At 61.3% G+C, this 16,841-nt stretch carries 14 protein-coding genes; 6 read left to right on the forward strand and 8 right to left on the reverse strand.

From position 1 onward, the window contains the following. Window positions 1–49 precede the first annotated feature (49 nt). The gene (locus AB4Z19_RS02320) at window positions 50–976 is read right to left on the reverse strand and encodes a LysR substrate-binding domain-containing protein (RefSeq protein WP_442034114.1); all 927 of its coding nucleotides are present in this window, start codon (window positions 974–976) and stop codon (window positions 50–52) included. A gap of 92 nt (window positions 977–1,068) precedes the next feature. Between AB4Z19_RS02320 and AB4Z19_RS02325 the strand changes: the two genes are divergently transcribed. After that, window positions 1,069–1,401, forward strand: coding sequence for an HAD hydrolase-like protein (locus tag AB4Z19_RS02325; protein WP_442027742.1), 333 nt, complete (start codon window positions 1,069–1,071; stop codon window positions 1,399–1,401). A gap of 23 nt (window positions 1,402–1,424) precedes the next feature. Next, entirely contained in the window at window positions 1,425–2,699 is a 1,275-nt protein-coding gene (locus AB4Z19_RS02330; RefSeq protein WP_442034116.1) for an NAD(P)/FAD-dependent oxidoreductase, read from the forward strand. Here the strand turns inward: AB4Z19_RS02330 and AB4Z19_RS02335 are convergent. From AB4Z19_RS02335 to AB4Z19_RS02345, 3 genes are all read right to left on the reverse strand, one after another. Beyond that, window positions 2,686–3,336: a CatA-like O-acetyltransferase gene (locus AB4Z19_RS02335; RefSeq protein ID WP_442027745.1), complete on the reverse strand. Its 651-nt coding sequence runs from the start codon at window positions 3,334–3,336 to the stop codon at window positions 2,686–2,688. The genes AB4Z19_RS02330 and AB4Z19_RS02335 overlap by 14 nt on opposite strands. A 26-nt stretch (window positions 3,337–3,362) precedes the next feature. Beyond that, complete coding sequence (locus AB4Z19_RS02340) at window positions 3,363–5,744, reverse strand: TonB-dependent receptor (protein WP_442034118.1); 2,382 nt, start codon at window positions 5,742–5,744, stop codon at window positions 3,363–3,365. An 83-nt stretch (window positions 5,745–5,827) separates the two neighbouring features. After that, complete coding sequence (locus AB4Z19_RS02345; protein ID WP_442034120.1) at window positions 5,828–8,026, reverse strand: glycoside hydrolase family 88 protein; 2,199 nt, start codon at window positions 8,024–8,026, stop codon at window positions 5,828–5,830. 144 nt (window positions 8,027–8,170) lie between these two features. Between AB4Z19_RS02345 and AB4Z19_RS02350 the strand changes: the two genes are divergently transcribed. After that, window positions 8,171–10,000, forward strand: coding sequence for a glycoside hydrolase family 2 protein (locus tag AB4Z19_RS02350; protein WP_442034122.1), 1,830 nt, complete (start codon window positions 8,171–8,173; stop codon window positions 9,998–10,000). Next, window positions 9,997–12,279: a glycoside hydrolase family 3 N-terminal domain-containing protein gene (locus AB4Z19_RS02355; RefSeq protein ID WP_442034124.1), complete on the forward strand. Its 2,283-nt coding sequence runs from the start codon at window positions 9,997–9,999 to the stop codon at window positions 12,277–12,279. Before AB4Z19_RS02350 ends, AB4Z19_RS02355 begins: the two co-directional genes overlap by 4 nt. On the opposite strand, the gene AB4Z19_RS02360 is transcribed toward AB4Z19_RS02355, so the two are convergent. Then, window positions 12,259–13,056, reverse strand: coding sequence for a hypothetical protein (locus tag AB4Z19_RS02360; RefSeq protein ID WP_442024511.1), 798 nt, complete (start codon window positions 13,054–13,056; stop codon window positions 12,259–12,261). The genes AB4Z19_RS02355 and AB4Z19_RS02360 overlap by 21 nt on opposite strands. A gap of 62 nt (window positions 13,057–13,118) precedes the next feature. On the opposite strand from AB4Z19_RS02360, the gene AB4Z19_RS02365 reads away from it, so the two are divergent. After that, complete coding sequence (locus AB4Z19_RS02365; RefSeq protein WP_442034126.1) at window positions 13,119–13,436, forward strand: hypothetical protein; 318 nt, start codon at window positions 13,119–13,121, stop codon at window positions 13,434–13,436. A gap of 4 nt (window positions 13,437–13,440) precedes the next feature. On the opposite strand, the gene AB4Z19_RS02370 is transcribed toward AB4Z19_RS02365, so the two are convergent. After that, entirely contained in the window at window positions 13,441–14,073 is a 633-nt protein-coding gene (locus tag AB4Z19_RS02370; RefSeq protein WP_442024507.1) for a hypothetical protein, read from the reverse strand. A 107-nt stretch (window positions 14,074–14,180) separates the two neighbouring features. Between AB4Z19_RS02370 and AB4Z19_RS02375 the strand changes: the two genes are divergently transcribed. Next, window positions 14,181–14,723 (forward strand): GNAT family N-acetyltransferase, encoded by a 543-nt coding sequence (locus AB4Z19_RS02375; protein ID WP_442024505.1) that lies wholly within the window; start codon window positions 14,181–14,183, stop codon window positions 14,721–14,723. Here the strand turns inward: AB4Z19_RS02375 and AB4Z19_RS02380 are convergent. Together AB4Z19_RS02380 and AB4Z19_RS02385 are read right to left on the reverse strand one after the other, a co-directional pair. Next, window positions 14,690–16,201 (reverse strand): RimK family protein, encoded by a 1,512-nt coding sequence (locus AB4Z19_RS02380; RefSeq protein ID WP_442024503.1) that lies wholly within the window; start codon window positions 16,199–16,201, stop codon window positions 14,690–14,692. The two genes, AB4Z19_RS02375 and AB4Z19_RS02380, sit on opposite strands and share 34 nt — an antisense overlap. A 113-nt stretch (window positions 16,202–16,314) precedes the next feature. Beyond that, on the reverse strand, window positions 16,315–16,806 hold the full coding sequence (locus AB4Z19_RS02385) for a GNAT family N-acetyltransferase (protein ID WP_442024501.1): 492 nt from the start codon (window positions 16,804–16,806) through the stop codon (window positions 16,315–16,317). Window positions 16,807–16,841 lie beyond the last annotated feature (35 nt).

Raw genomic sequence — 16,841 nt, forward strand, 5'->3', positions numbered from 1 at the left:
AGGTGCTAATGGATTTTTGCACACCAACTGAGCTATTACTAGTCAAACTTTACTTGCCGATCCGTTCCAGCTCATCGCTGATCACTTCCTGACCGTGCTGCACGATGAAGTCCTGGAACGACGCGGCCACAGTCGGCATCGGGCGGTCGGTTTTATGGATCACGTGCCAGTCGCCTTCGAAGGGCATGCCTTCCATCGGCAGGGGCGTCAGCAGGCCGCTTTTCAATTCTAGCGTGCAGGCGTGCAGCGACAGAAACGCAACACCGAGGCCCGCTGCCGTCATCTGCTTGATCGCTTCATTGCTGGACAGTTCAGAGCCAATCGACAGCGGCAAATTCGCCGTGCCGTACAGCCGCTCAATCGCCGTACGCGTGCCTGAGCCGCGCTCGCGCACCAGCAGATTGTGCCGCGCCAATTCGGCCAGCGTCACGGGCGGTCCATTCAGCAGGCTGTGATTGGGCGCGACAAAGAAAGCCATGGGGTGACGGGCGAAACGCGCCGCATGCGTGGGAAACTCGCGCGGCGGCGTGCCCATGATCGCTAGGTCGATTTCATTACGGCTCAACATGCCGATCACTTCGGGACGCGAGCCCACCTGCAGCTTGATGCGCACATGCGGACGGCCGGTCGTGAAGCGCACCAGCATCGGCGGCAGCAAGTGCTCCGCCGTCATCACGGCGCCGATGCGCAAAGTACCGCTGGTGACGCCTTTCAGTGCTGCGATTTCATCGCCGGCTTCTTCCCACAGTGTCAGCAAACGTTCTGCATAACCGGCCAGCAGCTCGCCCGCTGCGGTGAGCTGGATATTGCGTCCGTGCTTGCGCGTGAGCGGCATGCCGGCCGATTCCTCCAGCAATCGCAGGTGCAAAGAAATGGCTGGCTGCGTGACGTGCAGGGCCTCGGCGGCGCGCGAAACGCTCTCGTGGCGGGCCACCTGGGCCAGCGCCTGGAGCTGCTTGAAACTGGTTGGATACATAAGCGATCCCTAATGGATTTACGAAGATATTTTATTTTTATTTTATGTGAGGCTCCACTATAGTCAAATCGTTATCTGCGAAAGGAGTCAAAATGGCAACGCAAGCGGTAATCTTCGATCTGGCAACCCTCAACCCCTCCATGCTGCGCAAGGTGCAGAGCGACGGCTCGCACTGCGCCTTGATCACCGAGCTTCCCCACGACCTGGCGGAGAAGCGTTTGCAGTCGATGTTCGGTGATACGGCCCATCACGTTTTCTCCGTGGTGCTGGCTGGCGCCGACTTCACCGACAGCGGTCACGAATCGCCTTATCAGGTGGTTCTGCGCCTGCTTGAAGTCGCCCCCGAAGACGCTCTTGTCGTCGCCGATTCGCCGCGCGCAGTGAACGCTGCCTATAGCGCGCGGCTCAATATCTGTACAAGCTGAATTCATCAAGAAGGGAGGAAAGCATGAAATCAATCGTTATCGTCGGTGGTGGAGTCGCAGGACTCGAACTCGCAACCCGTCTGGGTCGCAGCCTCGGTAAGCGCGGCAAACGCCGCATCGTTCTTGTAGATCGTGCCCCCACCCATTTCTGGAAACCCCTGCTGCACTCGGTCGCAGCGGGAACGATTGACCCGGCCACCCACCACATCGACTACGCCCGCCAGGCGATCGACAACGGGTTCGAATTCGTGTGCGGCGATGTGGTGAATGTGAATCGCCACGAGCGTTCGCTGACGGTACGCCGCCATTTGCCGCATGCGTCCTCGCCGGAGATCGTGATTGAATACGACCGCCTGGTGCTTTCCTTCGGCGCCGTGACCAACTTCTTTGGCGTGCCCGGCGCGGAAGATCATTGCCTGTCGCTGGATACGGTCGAACAGGCGGAAGCCTTCCGCCAGCGCTTCCTGGACCGCTGCCTCGCCGCAGGCATGACGGGCCAGAGCCTGGACATTGTGATCGTCGGCGCGGGCGCGACCGGCGTTGAACTGGCGGCCGACTTGCGCCACACCGTCGATACGCTGGTGCGCTACCGCGTCAGCAAGCGGGACTTCGCCCGTGACGTGCGCATTCGAATCGTGGAACGCTCGGATCGCGTGCTGCCGGGACTGGACCGTTCGGTGTCAGCTGCCGCGGCAAAACGTCTGGCGGCCATCGGCATCGAAATCTGCACCGAAACGGCAGTGGCTGAAGTGACCGACAACGCCGTGCTGACGACCGACGGGCAAAGCTTCCCCTCGGCGATCACCGTATGGGCCGCGGGCGTGAAAGGCTCGGGTCTGGCCACGCAGCTTGGTCTGGCCGTGAACCGCAACCAGCAGATCGTGGTCGGCGAATGCCTCGCCACGCGCGATGATCCGCATGTGTTTGCGATGGGGGATTGCGCGTCGATCGTCAACACGCGCACCAATGTGATGGTGCCGCCCAGCGCGCAGGCCGCGCGGCAGCAGGCGATCTTCCTCGCGGACCACCTGCTGCGCCTGGACCGCGAACGCCTGCCGGCTTTCCGTTACCGCGACTATGGCGCGCTGGTGTCGCTTGGCCCGTTCGGTACCGTCGGCATTCTGCTGCGCGCGATTGGCAGCCGGCACGTGCGCGTCAGCGGCGCCATCGCGCAAATGATCTACGTGTGGTCGTATCAGCGTTACGTGATGTCCAACGTCGGCACCTGGCGCACGCTGGGCCAGATGCTGGCGCGCTGGATGCTGTCGAAAACAGCCACACCGATCAAGTGGCAGTAGCCTGCATGATCGCCGTCAGCTCGGCGGCGATCTGCTGCGCCAGCAAGTGGATGTGGTAGCCGTCCGCGAAGCCGTGATGCACCTGCACGGAGAAGGGCAGGTGTACGCGGTTGCCCGGCGTGTCCCTGAACTTGCCCCATGCCAGCGATGGGATATCCGGTGACTTCAGGGCCGCAGTCGGGTGCTGGATCGACGTGAAGTCCAGCCAGGGAACGCAGGTCACGAATACCTGTTCCTTCGCCTCGCGCGGCGACATGGCGCGGTACTTCTGATTCAGCCCCGCCATCGTAGACGCTTCCGCGCCGGCCGCCTGGCTGCGCGCCACAAACTCGCGCAAATCATCCGACCATTCGAACATGGCGAAATTCAGGTCGTTGTGCTGGTTTTTTGCGGTGAACGAAGGCGTGAGCTTGTCGATGCGGATCACTTCACCATCGTGTATCCGGTACTGGAAGTTCTCGATCTTCAGGATCGAACGCAGCACGGCGCACAGCATCACATGGAAGGGAGGAAGGCCCTGGGCTTTGCACCAGGGCCGGAAGTCCGGCAAGTCCAGCGTGAAGGTCAGATTCAGCGCGGGACTATCCATCCCGTCAAACAAAGCGAAACGATCGCGGCGTAGTTCAAATTTCTCCATGCCGCGATTGTCGCACAACGCTGCCTTTAGAACGTACCCTCTACGCGCAGGCCGAAGTAGCGGTGGAAGTCGCGTGGGGGCATCCATTCGGTGGTGTTGACGACTACCGGTGGATTTGGTGCGCGGCTGCTCCAGTTGCTGCTGGCGATGGTGCTGTTCAGGCCTGCGGCGTAGCGCTTGTCGAACAGATTGTTGGCGAACAGGGTGACTTTGTAGCGGTCACGCACGTCCTTCACGCCGAAGCTCAGGTTGGTGATGCTGTAGGCGCCTTGTTCGGTCATCGGGTCCTGGCTCAGGGAGAACTGGGTGCGGCTCTGGAAGCGGGTGTTGAAGGCCACGAAGCCGCCGAAGCTCTGGTTTGGCAACGGAATGTCGTACTGGCCGCCGAGGTTCACGCGTACTTTCGGCGCGTTCGGCAGCGTTTTGCCGGCCAGGTTTTGCACATTGGTGTTGTTGAACTTCGGATTCGGCGCGCAGCCCGGGCCTGGCGTAGCGCCCGTACCTGCGGCATTCAGCACGTTGTAGCAAGGGCCGTTTTCAAACGAGCGGATGGTCGCTTCGGTGTAAGCGAAGCTGCCGTTCAACTGCAGGTCGCGGTTGACGCGGTAGCTGCCTTCCAGTTCCACACCTTGCGTGCGCAGGCCGCCGATGCTGTTCAGGCCAGTGCGGAAGGTGCCGTCCTTGTCGAAGAAGCTGGACGATTGCTGGAAGTGCTTGAAGTTGGTGCGGAACAGGGCCAGGGAATACATCAGGCGGTTGTTCAGCAGGCTCTGTTTCAGGCCAAGCTCGTAGCTGCGGGCCGACTCCGGCGGCACGGCGGGCAGGGCGGCGGTGGCGGCGGTGAAGCCGCTGGTCAGGTCGTAGGCCACGCCTTTGTGGCCGGTGGACGCCATCGCATAAACCATGGTGTCCGGATTGAAGCGGTGCTCCAGGCCGATCTTGCCGGTGCGGCTGTTGTTGCTGTCGTTCTTGGTGTAGAACTCGGTCAGCGCAAAGGCTTGCGGTGGCACGGTGTAGCGGCGGAAGTTGTAGCCCGTGTCTTCCAGGTTGTAGCGCGCGCCGAGCGTCAGGCTGGTATTGGGCAGGAAGTCCCAGCTGCCCTGGCCGAAGACCGCTTTGTTGATGTTGTAGGCATCCGCACCGTAGGACGTACCGTAAGCCTGAATCAGCGGCACTTTGGTCAGCTCGCGGGTCAGGGCGTTACGGCCATACCACAGGCCCGCCACGTAGCGGATCGCGCCCTTGTCCGGAGAGGTCAGACGGAATTCCTGCGTGGTCGAGCGCACGTTGAAGAAGCCATACTGATACAGGCCACCGTGCATGCCGGTCGGCTGGCCGTTCGGCAGCAGCAGGAAAGGCAGGATGTCGACGTCGGTATTGTCGTTGTCCTGGTAGTCGTCCATGTGATACTTGTCGAAGGACGAGATGGAGCTCAGCGTGTGGCCTGCCAGCGGGCTGCCGTCGCCAAAGGTCCAGTCCAGTTTCAGGCCTGCGCCGATGTCGTGGAACTTGCCGCCGGTAGGATAGTCGTTGCGCACGGAGCGGTTGTCCGGGCCGATATTGATGCCGGCCAGGACCAGCGACACCGGCAGCTGCGGCGCATTGCGGTAAATGCCGCCCGGCGACATGGAGCTGAACGCATTCGAGCAGCAGAACTTTTCGGTGCGGTTGTAGTGCGGCATAAAGGTCGCGGTGAACTCGTCGATCGGATGCCATTCGATCTTGGCGCTGACGTTGTCGCCCTTGCTGCCATTGAGTTTGCCGCCGGTAGTCAGGTCGTTCAGCGTGCCTTTGAAATCGGTCTTGCTGACAGCGAGGCGCGCGCGCAGCGTGTCGGACACGGCGCCCGAAATGCTGGCGCCTGCACGCCATTCGTCATCGTTCGAATGATAGGCGTAAGCCGTGGTCTTCACCGGACCGCCGATTGGCTTGGTAGTGATGTTCAGCGCGCCGGCAATCGAGCTCTTGCCATACAGCGTGCTTTGCGGGCCTTTCAGCACTTCGATGCGGTAGACGTCGGCCAGGTCGCGGAAGGCGTTGGCCTGCATGCCCAGCGGGACATCGTCCACAATCACCGATACGTCCGCTTCGACGCCGATACCCAGCGAGAAGGTGCCGATGCCGCGCATATTGATGCTGAAGTTGCCCGGCTGCGTGCCGTAGGACAGCGTCAGCGCAGGGGAGAGATTCGGCACGTCTTCCAGGTCGCGCACGTTATTGCGCTGAAGCGTGGCGTCATTCAGCACCGTGATCGATGCCGGTACGTCCTGCAGATTCTGGGCGCGCTTGTTGGCGGTAACGACCACGGTTTCAAGCTTCGTGTCGTCCGCGTGCGATGCTGACGACAGTGCGAGAAGCGCGAGTGCAAGCGCTGCCGGTATGGGGCGCAGGGTGGGGTGTGGATGCATTTTTAAGTCTCCGTATAATTATTGGGAACGTTTCCAATTCCCGGTCTAAAAAAGGCCTGCGGTATGGCGCAGGCCCTGTTTTTCTATTTGCCGATGCTGGTGGCCAGCGGCGCCTGAAGGCGCTGGGCGAAGTTGCGCACATAGGACTGCCATGCCGCGGCATCCGCGAAGTCGCCGCTCTTGCTCCAGCCGGCGCCCAGGTAGTAGACGAAAGGCTTGCCCGGCTGCGCGTCGGCCAGGGTGAGCTGCTGGCCTTCGGCTTCGGCAAATCCTTTGGCGCCGCCCGGCACGATCACGGCGCAGGCAGTGCTGCCCTGGTTGCCCTCTGCTGGCTCCCAATAGCTGCTCCATCCTGCGGCCGCATCGCTGGCGTACTGGCCGTCGCCATCACGCTTGACGATGCCGACACCGACCGTCAATGGAGCCTTGCTGGTGCTGGTGTACTTGCTTTCGACGCGGGTCATATTGGAACCGGCGTCGATGGAGAAACGCTTCACTTCCGACACCTGACGGCCCTGGCCAGCGTCCCAATTGGCGAAACGCAGCTCGAATACGGAACGCAGCGGACCGTCAGCCAGCACCTTCCAGCCGGCGAAGTTGGACGAGTTATGCAGCTTGCCGTCGGCGTAAATCGTGGTGCCGCCGCAGCCGCGCGCAGGGCCGACCTTGTAGTAGTCCAGTCCTTCGCCATGGTCTGCGTGATAGTCGCCGGTGCGGTACCACTTGTCGACGACCGGGTAGCGCACGCGCTTGACCCACACATCCACGCCGCTGCTGATCAAGTGCTCTTTCGGGTCTTTGATGATGGCCGGGCCGTAGACGCGGTGCGCGATGCGGTCGCTCTCCCAGGCGAAATCGTCCAGACGTTCAGGCACGAAGCGCGCGTGGGTCTTCACGTCCGCCGGCGGCACAGCTGCCAGACGGTCGGCGGGCAGCAGCAGGTAGCGGTGCGTGTCGTGGGCGGGGATGTTCACGCTGAACAGCAGCTGCTTGCCGATCGTCTGCGAGGTCAGGATGGCGGAAGTGGAGGCATCCATCACTACCGGTGCCTTCGGGGCACTGCCCAGTGCGACTTCGGCCAGTTCATCGCCGCGCAGCACGTCGGACGGATTGCGGATCGTGACCACTTGCGGCTTGGCCTGCGCCATCACGGCCATGCGGTACATTTCGCTGCCGGCCAGCAGGAAGGCGCCGACGCCATAGACTTCGGTCAGCTCATTGTCGAAGGTCTTGGGCGCAGCGCCGATCGGTTGCACGTGGGTCAGTTTGCCGTCCGCGTTGACGTTGGCGACCAGCGCCTGCCAGGCCTTGCGCACGGCAGGACCGAAGCGCTGCGCATCCAGCATGCCCTGGTTGACGCCCCAGGCCAGTGCATAGGTGTACAGGCCGGAGCCGCTGGATTCCTTCATCGGATAGCTGGAAGGATCGAGCAGGCTGGCGCGCCACAGGCCGTCGTCCTGCTGCAGTGTGAGGATTTTTTCGGCCATGTCGCGGTATTGCTGTTCGAAGCTCGCGCGGGCAGGGTGGCTGGCCGGCAGATACTGCAGCATGCGCACCAGGCCACCCATCACCCAGCCATTGCCACGGCCCCAGTAGACCTTCTTGCCGTTGGCTTCGCGCTTGTCGAAGTAGGTGCTGTCGCGGAAGTAGAGGTGTTCGTCCTTGTCGTACAGGTAGTCGGAGGTCACCCACCATTCGCTGACGGCGAAGTCCAGATAGCGCAGGTCGCCGGTCACGGCCCACAGGCGCAGCCAGGTCGGAGGCCCCATGTACAGCGCGTCGCACCACGACCAGCGTTCCTGGTTACCCTTCACCGTGAAGTCCAGCGGACCGCTGCGGCGATTGGCGAGAATGTCGTCCATGTGGGCGCGCATGGGAGCGATCATCTTCGGCTCGCGCAATTGCAGGTAGAGTTCTGCGTAAGTCTGGCCGACGATGTGGTCGTCCGCGTGGTAGTGATTGGAGCCGAGCTTCCAGCCGTTCTTCTCGCCCATCTGCACCATGGCGTCGCGGTATTTGCGGTCGCCGGAGATGCCGGCGAGGGCCATCATGCCGTTGTAGCCGACGGCTTGGGTCCAGTCGTCGGGGCGATGTTTGCTGGGGTTGGCGAGCTGCCAGTCGGCGGCGCGTTCCATCACCGACAGCACGGCTTTCGGTGCGAGCGCGGACTCCTGCTGCGTGATACTCGTTGCGGCATGCGCGGTGTGAATGAAGGGCGTTGCGGACAGTGCCGCGAGAATAGCGGCGCGCAGCAGCAAGGGGCGCGGGTATAGCTTGGGCAAGGGTGTCTCCGTAGTTTTCTTGTAAGTTAAACGTTTTACTTAAGTTAGCACCAAATTTATCCGAACGTCAACTCGTACAGCTTTACCTGTAGCAAAAAATCCAATAGTATCTGTTAAACGTTTTCCAATCGAAAGGTGGTGCACATGCGTTGGTCCCCTTTGAAGTTGCTGTTGGCTGCAACCGTTTTAGTCTGTGGCAGCGTGTCCGCCGAGCCGGCGCTGCACAATATTTATGGCCGCCAGCACCTGCTGCTGGATGGCCGCTGGAACTACATCGTGGACCCGTATGAGACGGGTTATTACAACTACCGCCGCCAGCCTTACGATCAATCGGAAGGCGGCAGTGGTGGTTTTTACGATGACCGCAAACCGAAGGACAAGGGCGACATCGTGGAGTACAGCTTCGAAGGCTCGCCGACGCTGGCGATCCCCGGCGACTGGAATTCGCAGGATGCAAAGCTGGAGAACTACGAAGGCACCGTGTGGATGCGCCAGCAGTTCAACGCCGCACCGAAGGAGGGCAAGCGTTACTTCCTCTACTTTGGCGCAGTGAATTACGAAGCCCACGTCTACCTGAATGGCAAGAAGATCGGTAGCCATAAGGGCGGTTTCACGCCGTTCCAGTTCGACGTCACGGGAAAGCTGAAGCCGGGTCAGAACACAGTGATCGTCAAGGCCGACAATACGCGCCATCAGGACGATATCCCGACCGTGAGCACGGACTGGTGGAACTATGGCGGTATTACGCGCGATGTGCTGCTGGCCGAAGTGCCGGAGACGCACATCGCCGATTACCAGATCCAGCTGGCGAAAGGCGATATGCGCCGCATCGAAGGTTTCGTGCAGATCGATGGCCCGCAGCGCGCGCAGGATGTGACGGTGACCATTCCTGAAGCCGGCATCAAAACGACCGTACATGCGGGTGCTGATGGCCGCGCCGCCATCAGCATTCCGCTGACAGCCAAACAGCTGCACTACTGGTCGCCGGAAGATCCCAAGCTGTATGGCGTGACGTTGTCTTCCGCCACCGACACAGTGAATGACCGCATCGGCTTCCGCACCATCGTCACGCATGGCCGCGACATTCTGCTGAACGGCAAATCGATCTTCCTGCGCGGCGTCTCGGTGCATGACGAGAATCCGCTGATTCCGGGCCGTTTGCGCGGCGAGGGCGATATGCGCATGCTGCTTCAATGGGCCAAGGAGATGAACTGCAATTACGTGCGCCTGGCGCACTACACGCACAGCGAAGAGATGATTCGCCTGGCCGATGAAATGGGCTTGCTGGTATGGGCTGAGGTGCCGGTGTACTGGACCATCTCCTGGCAGAAGCCGGAAGTGTTCGACAATGCGAAGCAGCAGATGACCGATATGATCGTGCGCGACCGCAACCGCGCCAGCGTGGTGATCTGGTCCATCGGTAACGAGACGCCGGTCAGCGAGGTGCGCACGAACTTCATGGGCCGCATGGCCGATACCGTCCGTTCGCTGGACACCACGCGCCTGGTCGGCGCCGCGCTGGAAGTACATCGTACCGGCGACGAAATCACCGTGGCAGATCCGCTGGCGGACAAGCTGGATCTGGTCAGCTTCAACGAATACGCAGGCTGGTACTGGGCCAACAACAGCGATATGTTGAAATTCCACTTCAATATCACGGCCAACAAGCCGGTCATCATCACCGAGTTTGGCGCGGACGCATTGGGCGGCTACCACGGCGATGCCGATTCGCGCTGGAGTGAAGAGTATCAGGACCAGTTGTATCGCAATCAGTTCAAGATGCTGGATGCGATTCCAGGCTTGCGCGGCATGACGCCGTGGGTGCTGGTGGACTTCCGTTCGCCACGCCGTCCGCATCCTTACTTCCAGGACTTCTGGAACCGCAAGGGTTTGCTGACTCAGAGCGGCAAGAAAAAGCAGGCCTTCTACACACTGAAGGCATACTACGATCAAAAACAGAAACAATACAAATGAAGACATCGCACCGTGCGGCCTTGGCACGCGCTGCGGCCGGCTTGCTGCTGGCCGCTCCCATCCTGGCGCATGCCCAGGATGCACAGATCGAGCGCAAGGTGGCGGCCTTGCTGAAGCAGATGACGCTGGCCGAGAAGGTTGGCCAGTTGCACCAGCTCTCCGGCCGCCAGTTCACCGGACCGACCAGCAGCAACTATGCGGACAAGCTGGCGGATATCCGCGCCGGCCGTGTCGGCTCGATGCTGAACGTGAAGGGCGTCGCGGACACGCGCGAGATCCAGGCGCTGGCTTTGCAATCCCGGCTGAAGATCCCGTTGCTGTTCGGCCTCGACGTGATCCACGGTTATCAGACCGTGTTCCCCGTACCGCTGGGCGAATCGGCGTCGTGGGATATGGATGCGATTCGTCTGTCCGCGCATATCGCGGCGCAGGAAGCTGCTGCGTCGGGCATTCATTGGACCTTCGCACCGATGGTGGACGTGTCGCGCGATCCGCGCTGGGGCAGGGTGATGGAAGGAGCCGGTGAGGATACTTATCTCGGCTCGCAAATCGCAAAAGCGCGCGTGCTGGGCTTCCAGGGTGAAAAGCTGGGCGGCACCGATGCCGTGATGGCGACCGCCAAGCACTTCGCGGCCTATGGCGCCGCCATCGCAGGCCGCGACTACAACGCAGTCGATATGAGCAATCAGCAGCTGTTCCAGGTCTATCTGCCGCCATTCAAGGCTGCGTTGGACGCGGGCGCTGCGACCTTCATGAACTCTTTCAATACGCTGAACGGCGTGCCGGCCACCGGCAACGCTTTCCTGCAGCGCGATATCCTGAAAGGCAGCTGGGGCTTCAAGGGCTTTGTCGTCAGCGACTGGGGATCGATACGCGAAATGGTGCCGCATGGGTACGCGGCCGATTTGTCCGACGCGGCGGTGAAGGCCATCACGGCGGGCAGCGATATGGATATGGAAGGCTATGCCTACTCGGCGCACCTTGAACAAGCCGTCAAGGCCGGCAAGGTGAAGATGAAACTGGTGGATGATGCCGTTGGCCGTATCCTGTATAAGAAGTTCGAGCTTGGCTTGTTCGACGATCCCTACAAGTTCTCGGATGCTTCGCGCGAGAAGGCCGTGCTGGGCGATGCATCGCACCGTGCCGCCGCGCTGGACGTGGCACAGAAGTCGATGGTGTTGCTGAAGAACGGAGTGCCGGGTGCTGCGGCGACACCGCTTCCTCTGAGCCGCGACCTGAAGCGCATCGCCGTCATTGGCCCGCTCGCTGATTCGCAGCGCGACCTTGAGGGCGGCTGGGTAGTGCAGGGCGACCGCGCGCCTGTGGCCAGCCTTCTCGAAGGCTTGCGTAGCCATGCGGGAAAGGGCACGGAAGTCGTGCACGCCCAGGCCTGCGCGCCCGGCTGCGCGACGCTGGACGCGTCCGCGCTCAATGCCGCCGTTACGGCCGCCGCGCAATCCGATGTGATTGTGCTGGCGATTGGCGAAACCTGGGATATGAGCGGTGAAGCCAAGTCACGCACCGACATCACACTGCCGGGCCAGCAGGAGAAGTTGTTCGCTGCGCTGAAGGCAACCGGCAAACCGCTGGTGGTCGTGATGCTGGCTGGCCGTCCGCTGGTGTTCAATACCATCGCCGATCAGGCGGACGCCATCGTCTACGCCTGGTTCCCGGGTACTGAGGGCGGCAACGCCGTGGCGAATGTGCTGTTTGGCGATTACAACCCGTCGGGCAAGCTGCCGATTACGTTCCCGCGCAGCGTAGGCCAGATTCCCTTGTCCTATGCGCAGTACAACACGGGGCGCCCGGTCACGGACGAACACAATGTCGTGTACAAGTCCGCCTACATCGATTCAGTCAATACGCCGCGCTACGCCTTCGGCCGTGGCCTGAGCTACACCAGCTTCACCTATTCCGATCTGAGGCTGGACCACAGCGAATTGCGTGGCGACGGCAAAGCCACGCTGTCCGTCGACCTTGCCAACAGCGGAGCGCGCGAAGGCGACGAAGTGGTGCAACTGTACCTGCGCGACATGGTCGCATCGGTAGTGCGTCCTTTGAAGGAGCTGAAAGGCTTCCAGAAGGTCCATCTAAAGCCGGGCGAGCACCGCCGCGTGCAGTTCATCATCGACCGCGACATGCTCTCTTTCTACAACAGCCAGTTGAAGTGGGGCGCGGAGCCGGGCGAATTTAAACTGATGGTAGGGAGCGCGTCCGATGACATCCGCCTTGAGACGGATCTTCGCCTGCTTGATGCATCAAAGCCAGGACACCCGTAAGTTGTATTTGGCGATCAATGCCAGTTGTTCTTCATCGGTCGGGTCGCGCTTAAACGTGACCTGGAAGCGGAATACCAGCATGTCGAACTTCTGGTCGTCGGTCGGCGCGGGCAGGTATTGCACGCCGCCCGGTGTGCCAAAAGGAATGGGGCCCATATTGTTGACCATGGCCCCATACGAGTTGTTTGCCTGAGCCAGGGCCACAGGGTTGTGGGGCAGAGCCTGATGCGCATACGTCATCTGATTAATTGCCATCGCCAGTTCCGGATTCTGGTCGGCCAGCGCGGTACGCTGCCAGTTGCGATACTGCTCCGCGTTCAGGCCGGATTCCCTTGCGTTGCCGCTATTGCCGGTTCCCTCATGAGTGCGATGCTGGCGAAGTTCTTCGTGATACGCCGGCGCTTGCTGTTCGATCTCCCGCGTGGCTGGCGTGGCGGCGCGAGCCCCCGTCTGATGCATTGGCCCCGCGAGGACCTTGTAGCCATACGGGTGTTCCATTTGATGGGTAGCGCCACTGACGCGGGTACCATACACGCTTTCCAGGCGCTTCTGGTCGTCCACACGGCCTGCATAAATGCCCGCATTGTGACCTGATCCTTTGCAGATCGAACCGTTATGGCAGTTGGGTGTCGTACACCAACGGCAGAAAGCCTGCATTCGCTGAATCACAGCGCTTGGTTTGAGCTGCACGGCCTTTGGCGCGGTAACGGACTTGCCTTGCGGCGGACGGTAAACCGGAGGCGCGATGGGGCTGGATGGCGATTTGGATTTGCTCATATCCACACACTCCTTTGGTATGGCGTCACGCTCTGCGAGCTTTCTGCCGCTGTGTTAGCATAATGCCTAAATCGCCGCTCGTCCGGCGATTTTTTCATTTCTACGGGCGAAATTTCAAAATCGGCATGGTTGCCGTTCCTATCATGGACTACCAGGAACTCAGAAAACAGTTTGTGCGCGTGTGGCGGGCGGCGGGCGTCTTTTTCCAGAGCATAGAGGTGTGCCTCGTGCTGTTGATGGCCTTTGTCATGGTGGGCGGCGTCTGGCTCGCATTCCTGGGCGACCCACGCTCGCTGGCTGCGTTTGCGCTGGTCATCGCTTATTTCACTATTCGGCCGATCCTGCACGTCAAGGGGATTCTCAGCTGGCCCTTCCTCTGATCGTTCAGGGGCCGTACACGTCCCGGTAGAGTTCTGCCATATCGGCGGATGGCGTAAGGCCGTCACTTGCGCAGCGGCCGGCGCCGAAGCCGCGGACGCCTGGCTCTCGCAACACGGTAGTCGCCAGCGTGGCGCCGGCAACGCGCGACATGTGCGCCAGCACGGCTTCACGCTCGTGGTTGCCCGGGCCGCAGGCGCCGCTGACCATGAGGAACATCACGGGCAGATTCCGGTTTAGCGCACGTGCCGCGTTAAGGCGTGTCATCAACGCGTACTGGCTTGCTAAATCGATCTCGGCGCCACGTACCGGAATCAGGACCAGTCGCGCGGCTGCGAGCGCACAGCGGCTTGCCTCGGTGTCGCGCGTGCCGGCATCGATCAGCATATCGTTGAATAGCAAACGCAGTTGGGCAAGCCTGCTGCCGGCGGTCCGGTTATTGAGGTGGCGTGCTTCGATGCGTGGCAGGATGGCGGCGGCGCCTCGGTCTGCACACCAGTCGCTGTCGTCGCGCGCATGCTCCGGCATGGCCAGGCAGACTTTGCGTCCGCTGCGTGCGCGTAGCACGGCCAGGTTGCGTGCGACGATGTTGCGGTCCTGAGTGTTGTGCTGGTTGACGATGGCGATAATCATGGACATGAGCTTAGCAACCGCCTCGTAAAAAAGATCGAAAAACTTGGCGGCGCCGCATAAACGCGGCGTATAAGCAGGTACATAAGCTGTCGCTTGCGGTGTATCCTGCCGTGATGAAGCCGCCAGTAATTGAGACCGAACGCCTGATTCTGCGGGCGCTCGATGCACGCGATGCACCTGCCCTGTTTGCGCTGTACAGCGATCCTGACGTCATGCGCTACTGGAGCCACGAGGCCTGGATGATGCCTGCACAAGCCCGCGCAGCGATAGCTGAAGCGCACCAGGACTATGCCGACGGACGCAGCCTTCATCTCGCGATCGAACACCGCGATAGTGGCAGCCTGGTAGGAAGCTGTGCTCTGTACGAGTTAATGCCGCTGTGCCGGCGCGCGACGCTCGGCTATCTCCTGGCCCGCCCGCATTGGGGCTTTGGCTACGGAAGGGAAGCGCTGGCCGCCATGCTGGGATATGGCTTCACTGGCCTGGGCCTGAACAGAGTGGAGGCGGAAGTCGAGCCGCGCAATCACGCCTCCATCAAACTGCTTGAGCAATTGCGCTTCCGCCGCGAGGGGACGATGCGGGAGCGCTGGATCGTCGCCGAAGAACCGCGCGATATCGCGGCCTACGCACTTTTACGCAGCGACTGGATGTCCTGATACTGGCGGTCGAGCCGATCGGCAAACACTTGCATGATCGTGCGATATAAGCCTCCGCGCAGGATGCCGTCTTCGATGCCGGCGTCCACATTTGGGTTGTCGTTCACCTCGATGACGACCGGACCATTGGGCGTCATCTTCATATCCACGCCATACAGGCCATCGCCAATCAGGTTGGCGGCACGCACGGCATAATCCAGCAGGTCCGCCGGAACTTCCGTCAGTGGCACCGCGCAGCCCGGGCCAAATTCCGCATTGCCGTTGGCGTCGCGCTTGGCGACCTGCCAGTGGCCTTTGGACATGAAATACTGGCTGGCGAAGAGCGGCTTCCGGTCAAGCACGCCGATACGCCAGTCGAATTCAGTGTACATATATTCCTGCACCAGGATCAAGGACGACTGCTTGAACAGCTTCAGGGCGTTGTCGCAAAACTCTTCACGGTTTGCCACCTTGATCACGCCGCGGGAGAAAGCGCCGTCCGGAATCTTCATCACCATCGGGTAACCAAGCTGTTCCTCCAGCGCGCTGACATCGTCCATGTCTTCCTCGCACAATACGCGGGTGCGCGGTGTCGGAATGCCGTTCAGGCGCATCAGGTCGGCCAGGTAGACCTTGTTGGTGCAGCGCAGGATGGACACGGGATCGTCCACCACCACCAGGCCTTCGCTCTCGGCCTTCTTGGCGAACAGATAGGTGTGATGGTTGATGGCCGTCGTTTCGCGGATGAAGAGCGCATCGTATTCCGCAACGTGCGAATAGTCCTTTTTCTCGATCAGCGTTACCTGCATACCCAGGTCGCGGGCCGCCTGGATAAAGGCTTCGAGCGCCTCCGGATTGCTGGGTGGGAGCTCTTCGTCCGGATTGTGCAGCATCGCGATCTGGTAGCGCGGACGCTTGCGCGCTACGGCGTTCGGCAGCAGGCCATCGTCGAAGGCCGCCAGGATATCGGCGAGCTGGCCCTCCTGGCGTTCGTTGAGTGAGCCGATGTGCTGGGCCTTCAGCGACTGGATCTGCCACTCGTCGTCATACACGAATTCCACGCGCAGGACCGGAGCGGGAAAGGTTTCGAAGATCTGGCGCGCCAGACGAGCCAACGGCTTGTAGCTGGTCTGGCCAAAGAAGATATCCATGGCGAACTCGGTGGGCATGGTGCTTTCGTCATGCTCGGTGAGCAGGGCGTTCAGCGCCTCATTCAATTCGCTGGTATCGAGACTGTAGATGGCCTTGCGCGACAGGTCGTTGATCGTTTTGACCGAAGGCAGTACGTGGTGGCCGCGCGCTTCCGCCAGCAGCGAGCAGTAATAGCCGATGGAGAGATATTTATAGCCCCGGCACAGGTTGACGACCGTTGTGTCGGATGGAATGCCAGGCGAGCTGGCGTCCAGGTATTCGGCTGCGCTGATGGCGCGGCCTTCGCCTTCCCAGTCCTTCGGGTTTTCAACGATGATGAGGGGCAGCTTACTTCGGGCTTTTGACATGATTTCCGTTGCTTGAACGAGTGCGTGAATAAATGGTTACTACTGCTTTGATGCCTGCCCCCCGCGACCCGGCGGGGCCAGGCCGTGCGCGCCGCAGCCGCTGTGGTTCTCCGTCATGAAGGCTTCGCGCCAGAGTTGGAGTTCGGACGCTCCGGGCTCAGATGACGGGTGAGGGACTTTTCCAGCCGATAGGCGTCTTCGCCATCCTCGTAATAGGCCGGGTACTCGTCGAAGATGCGGTAGCCGCGCGACCGGAACAGGCGCTGCGAGGCCAGATTGTCTTTGCGGATCTCTAGCCGCATCAGGGCGTTGCCCCGTGCAAGCCCTTCGCGCTCCGCGGCCAGCACCAGGTTGGCTGCCACGCCGCGCCCCAGCCAGTCCGGATGGGTGGCGATGGAGTAAATACGCGCGATGGAACTGGACGCGCGGAACAGCAGCATGACGTAGCCGCGTGGCTGCTCCTCATGCGTCTCGATCAGGGTGAGGGCGTTGCCGTGGCTGAGCAGGTGCTGGAAACTGCGGCGCGTCAAACGGTCGCCTTCAAAGCTGGCGTTTTCGATCGCCAACAGGGCCGGTATATCGTCTGGCGTGCCGGTTTGGATCATGGCTGCATGGGCAGGATTGGCATGACCAGCAGACT

The sequence above is a fragment of the Pseudoduganella sp. RAF19 genome, assembly GCF_052114165.1.
Classification (GTDB): domain Bacteria; phylum Pseudomonadota; class Gammaproteobacteria; order Burkholderiales; family Burkholderiaceae_D; genus Rugamonas.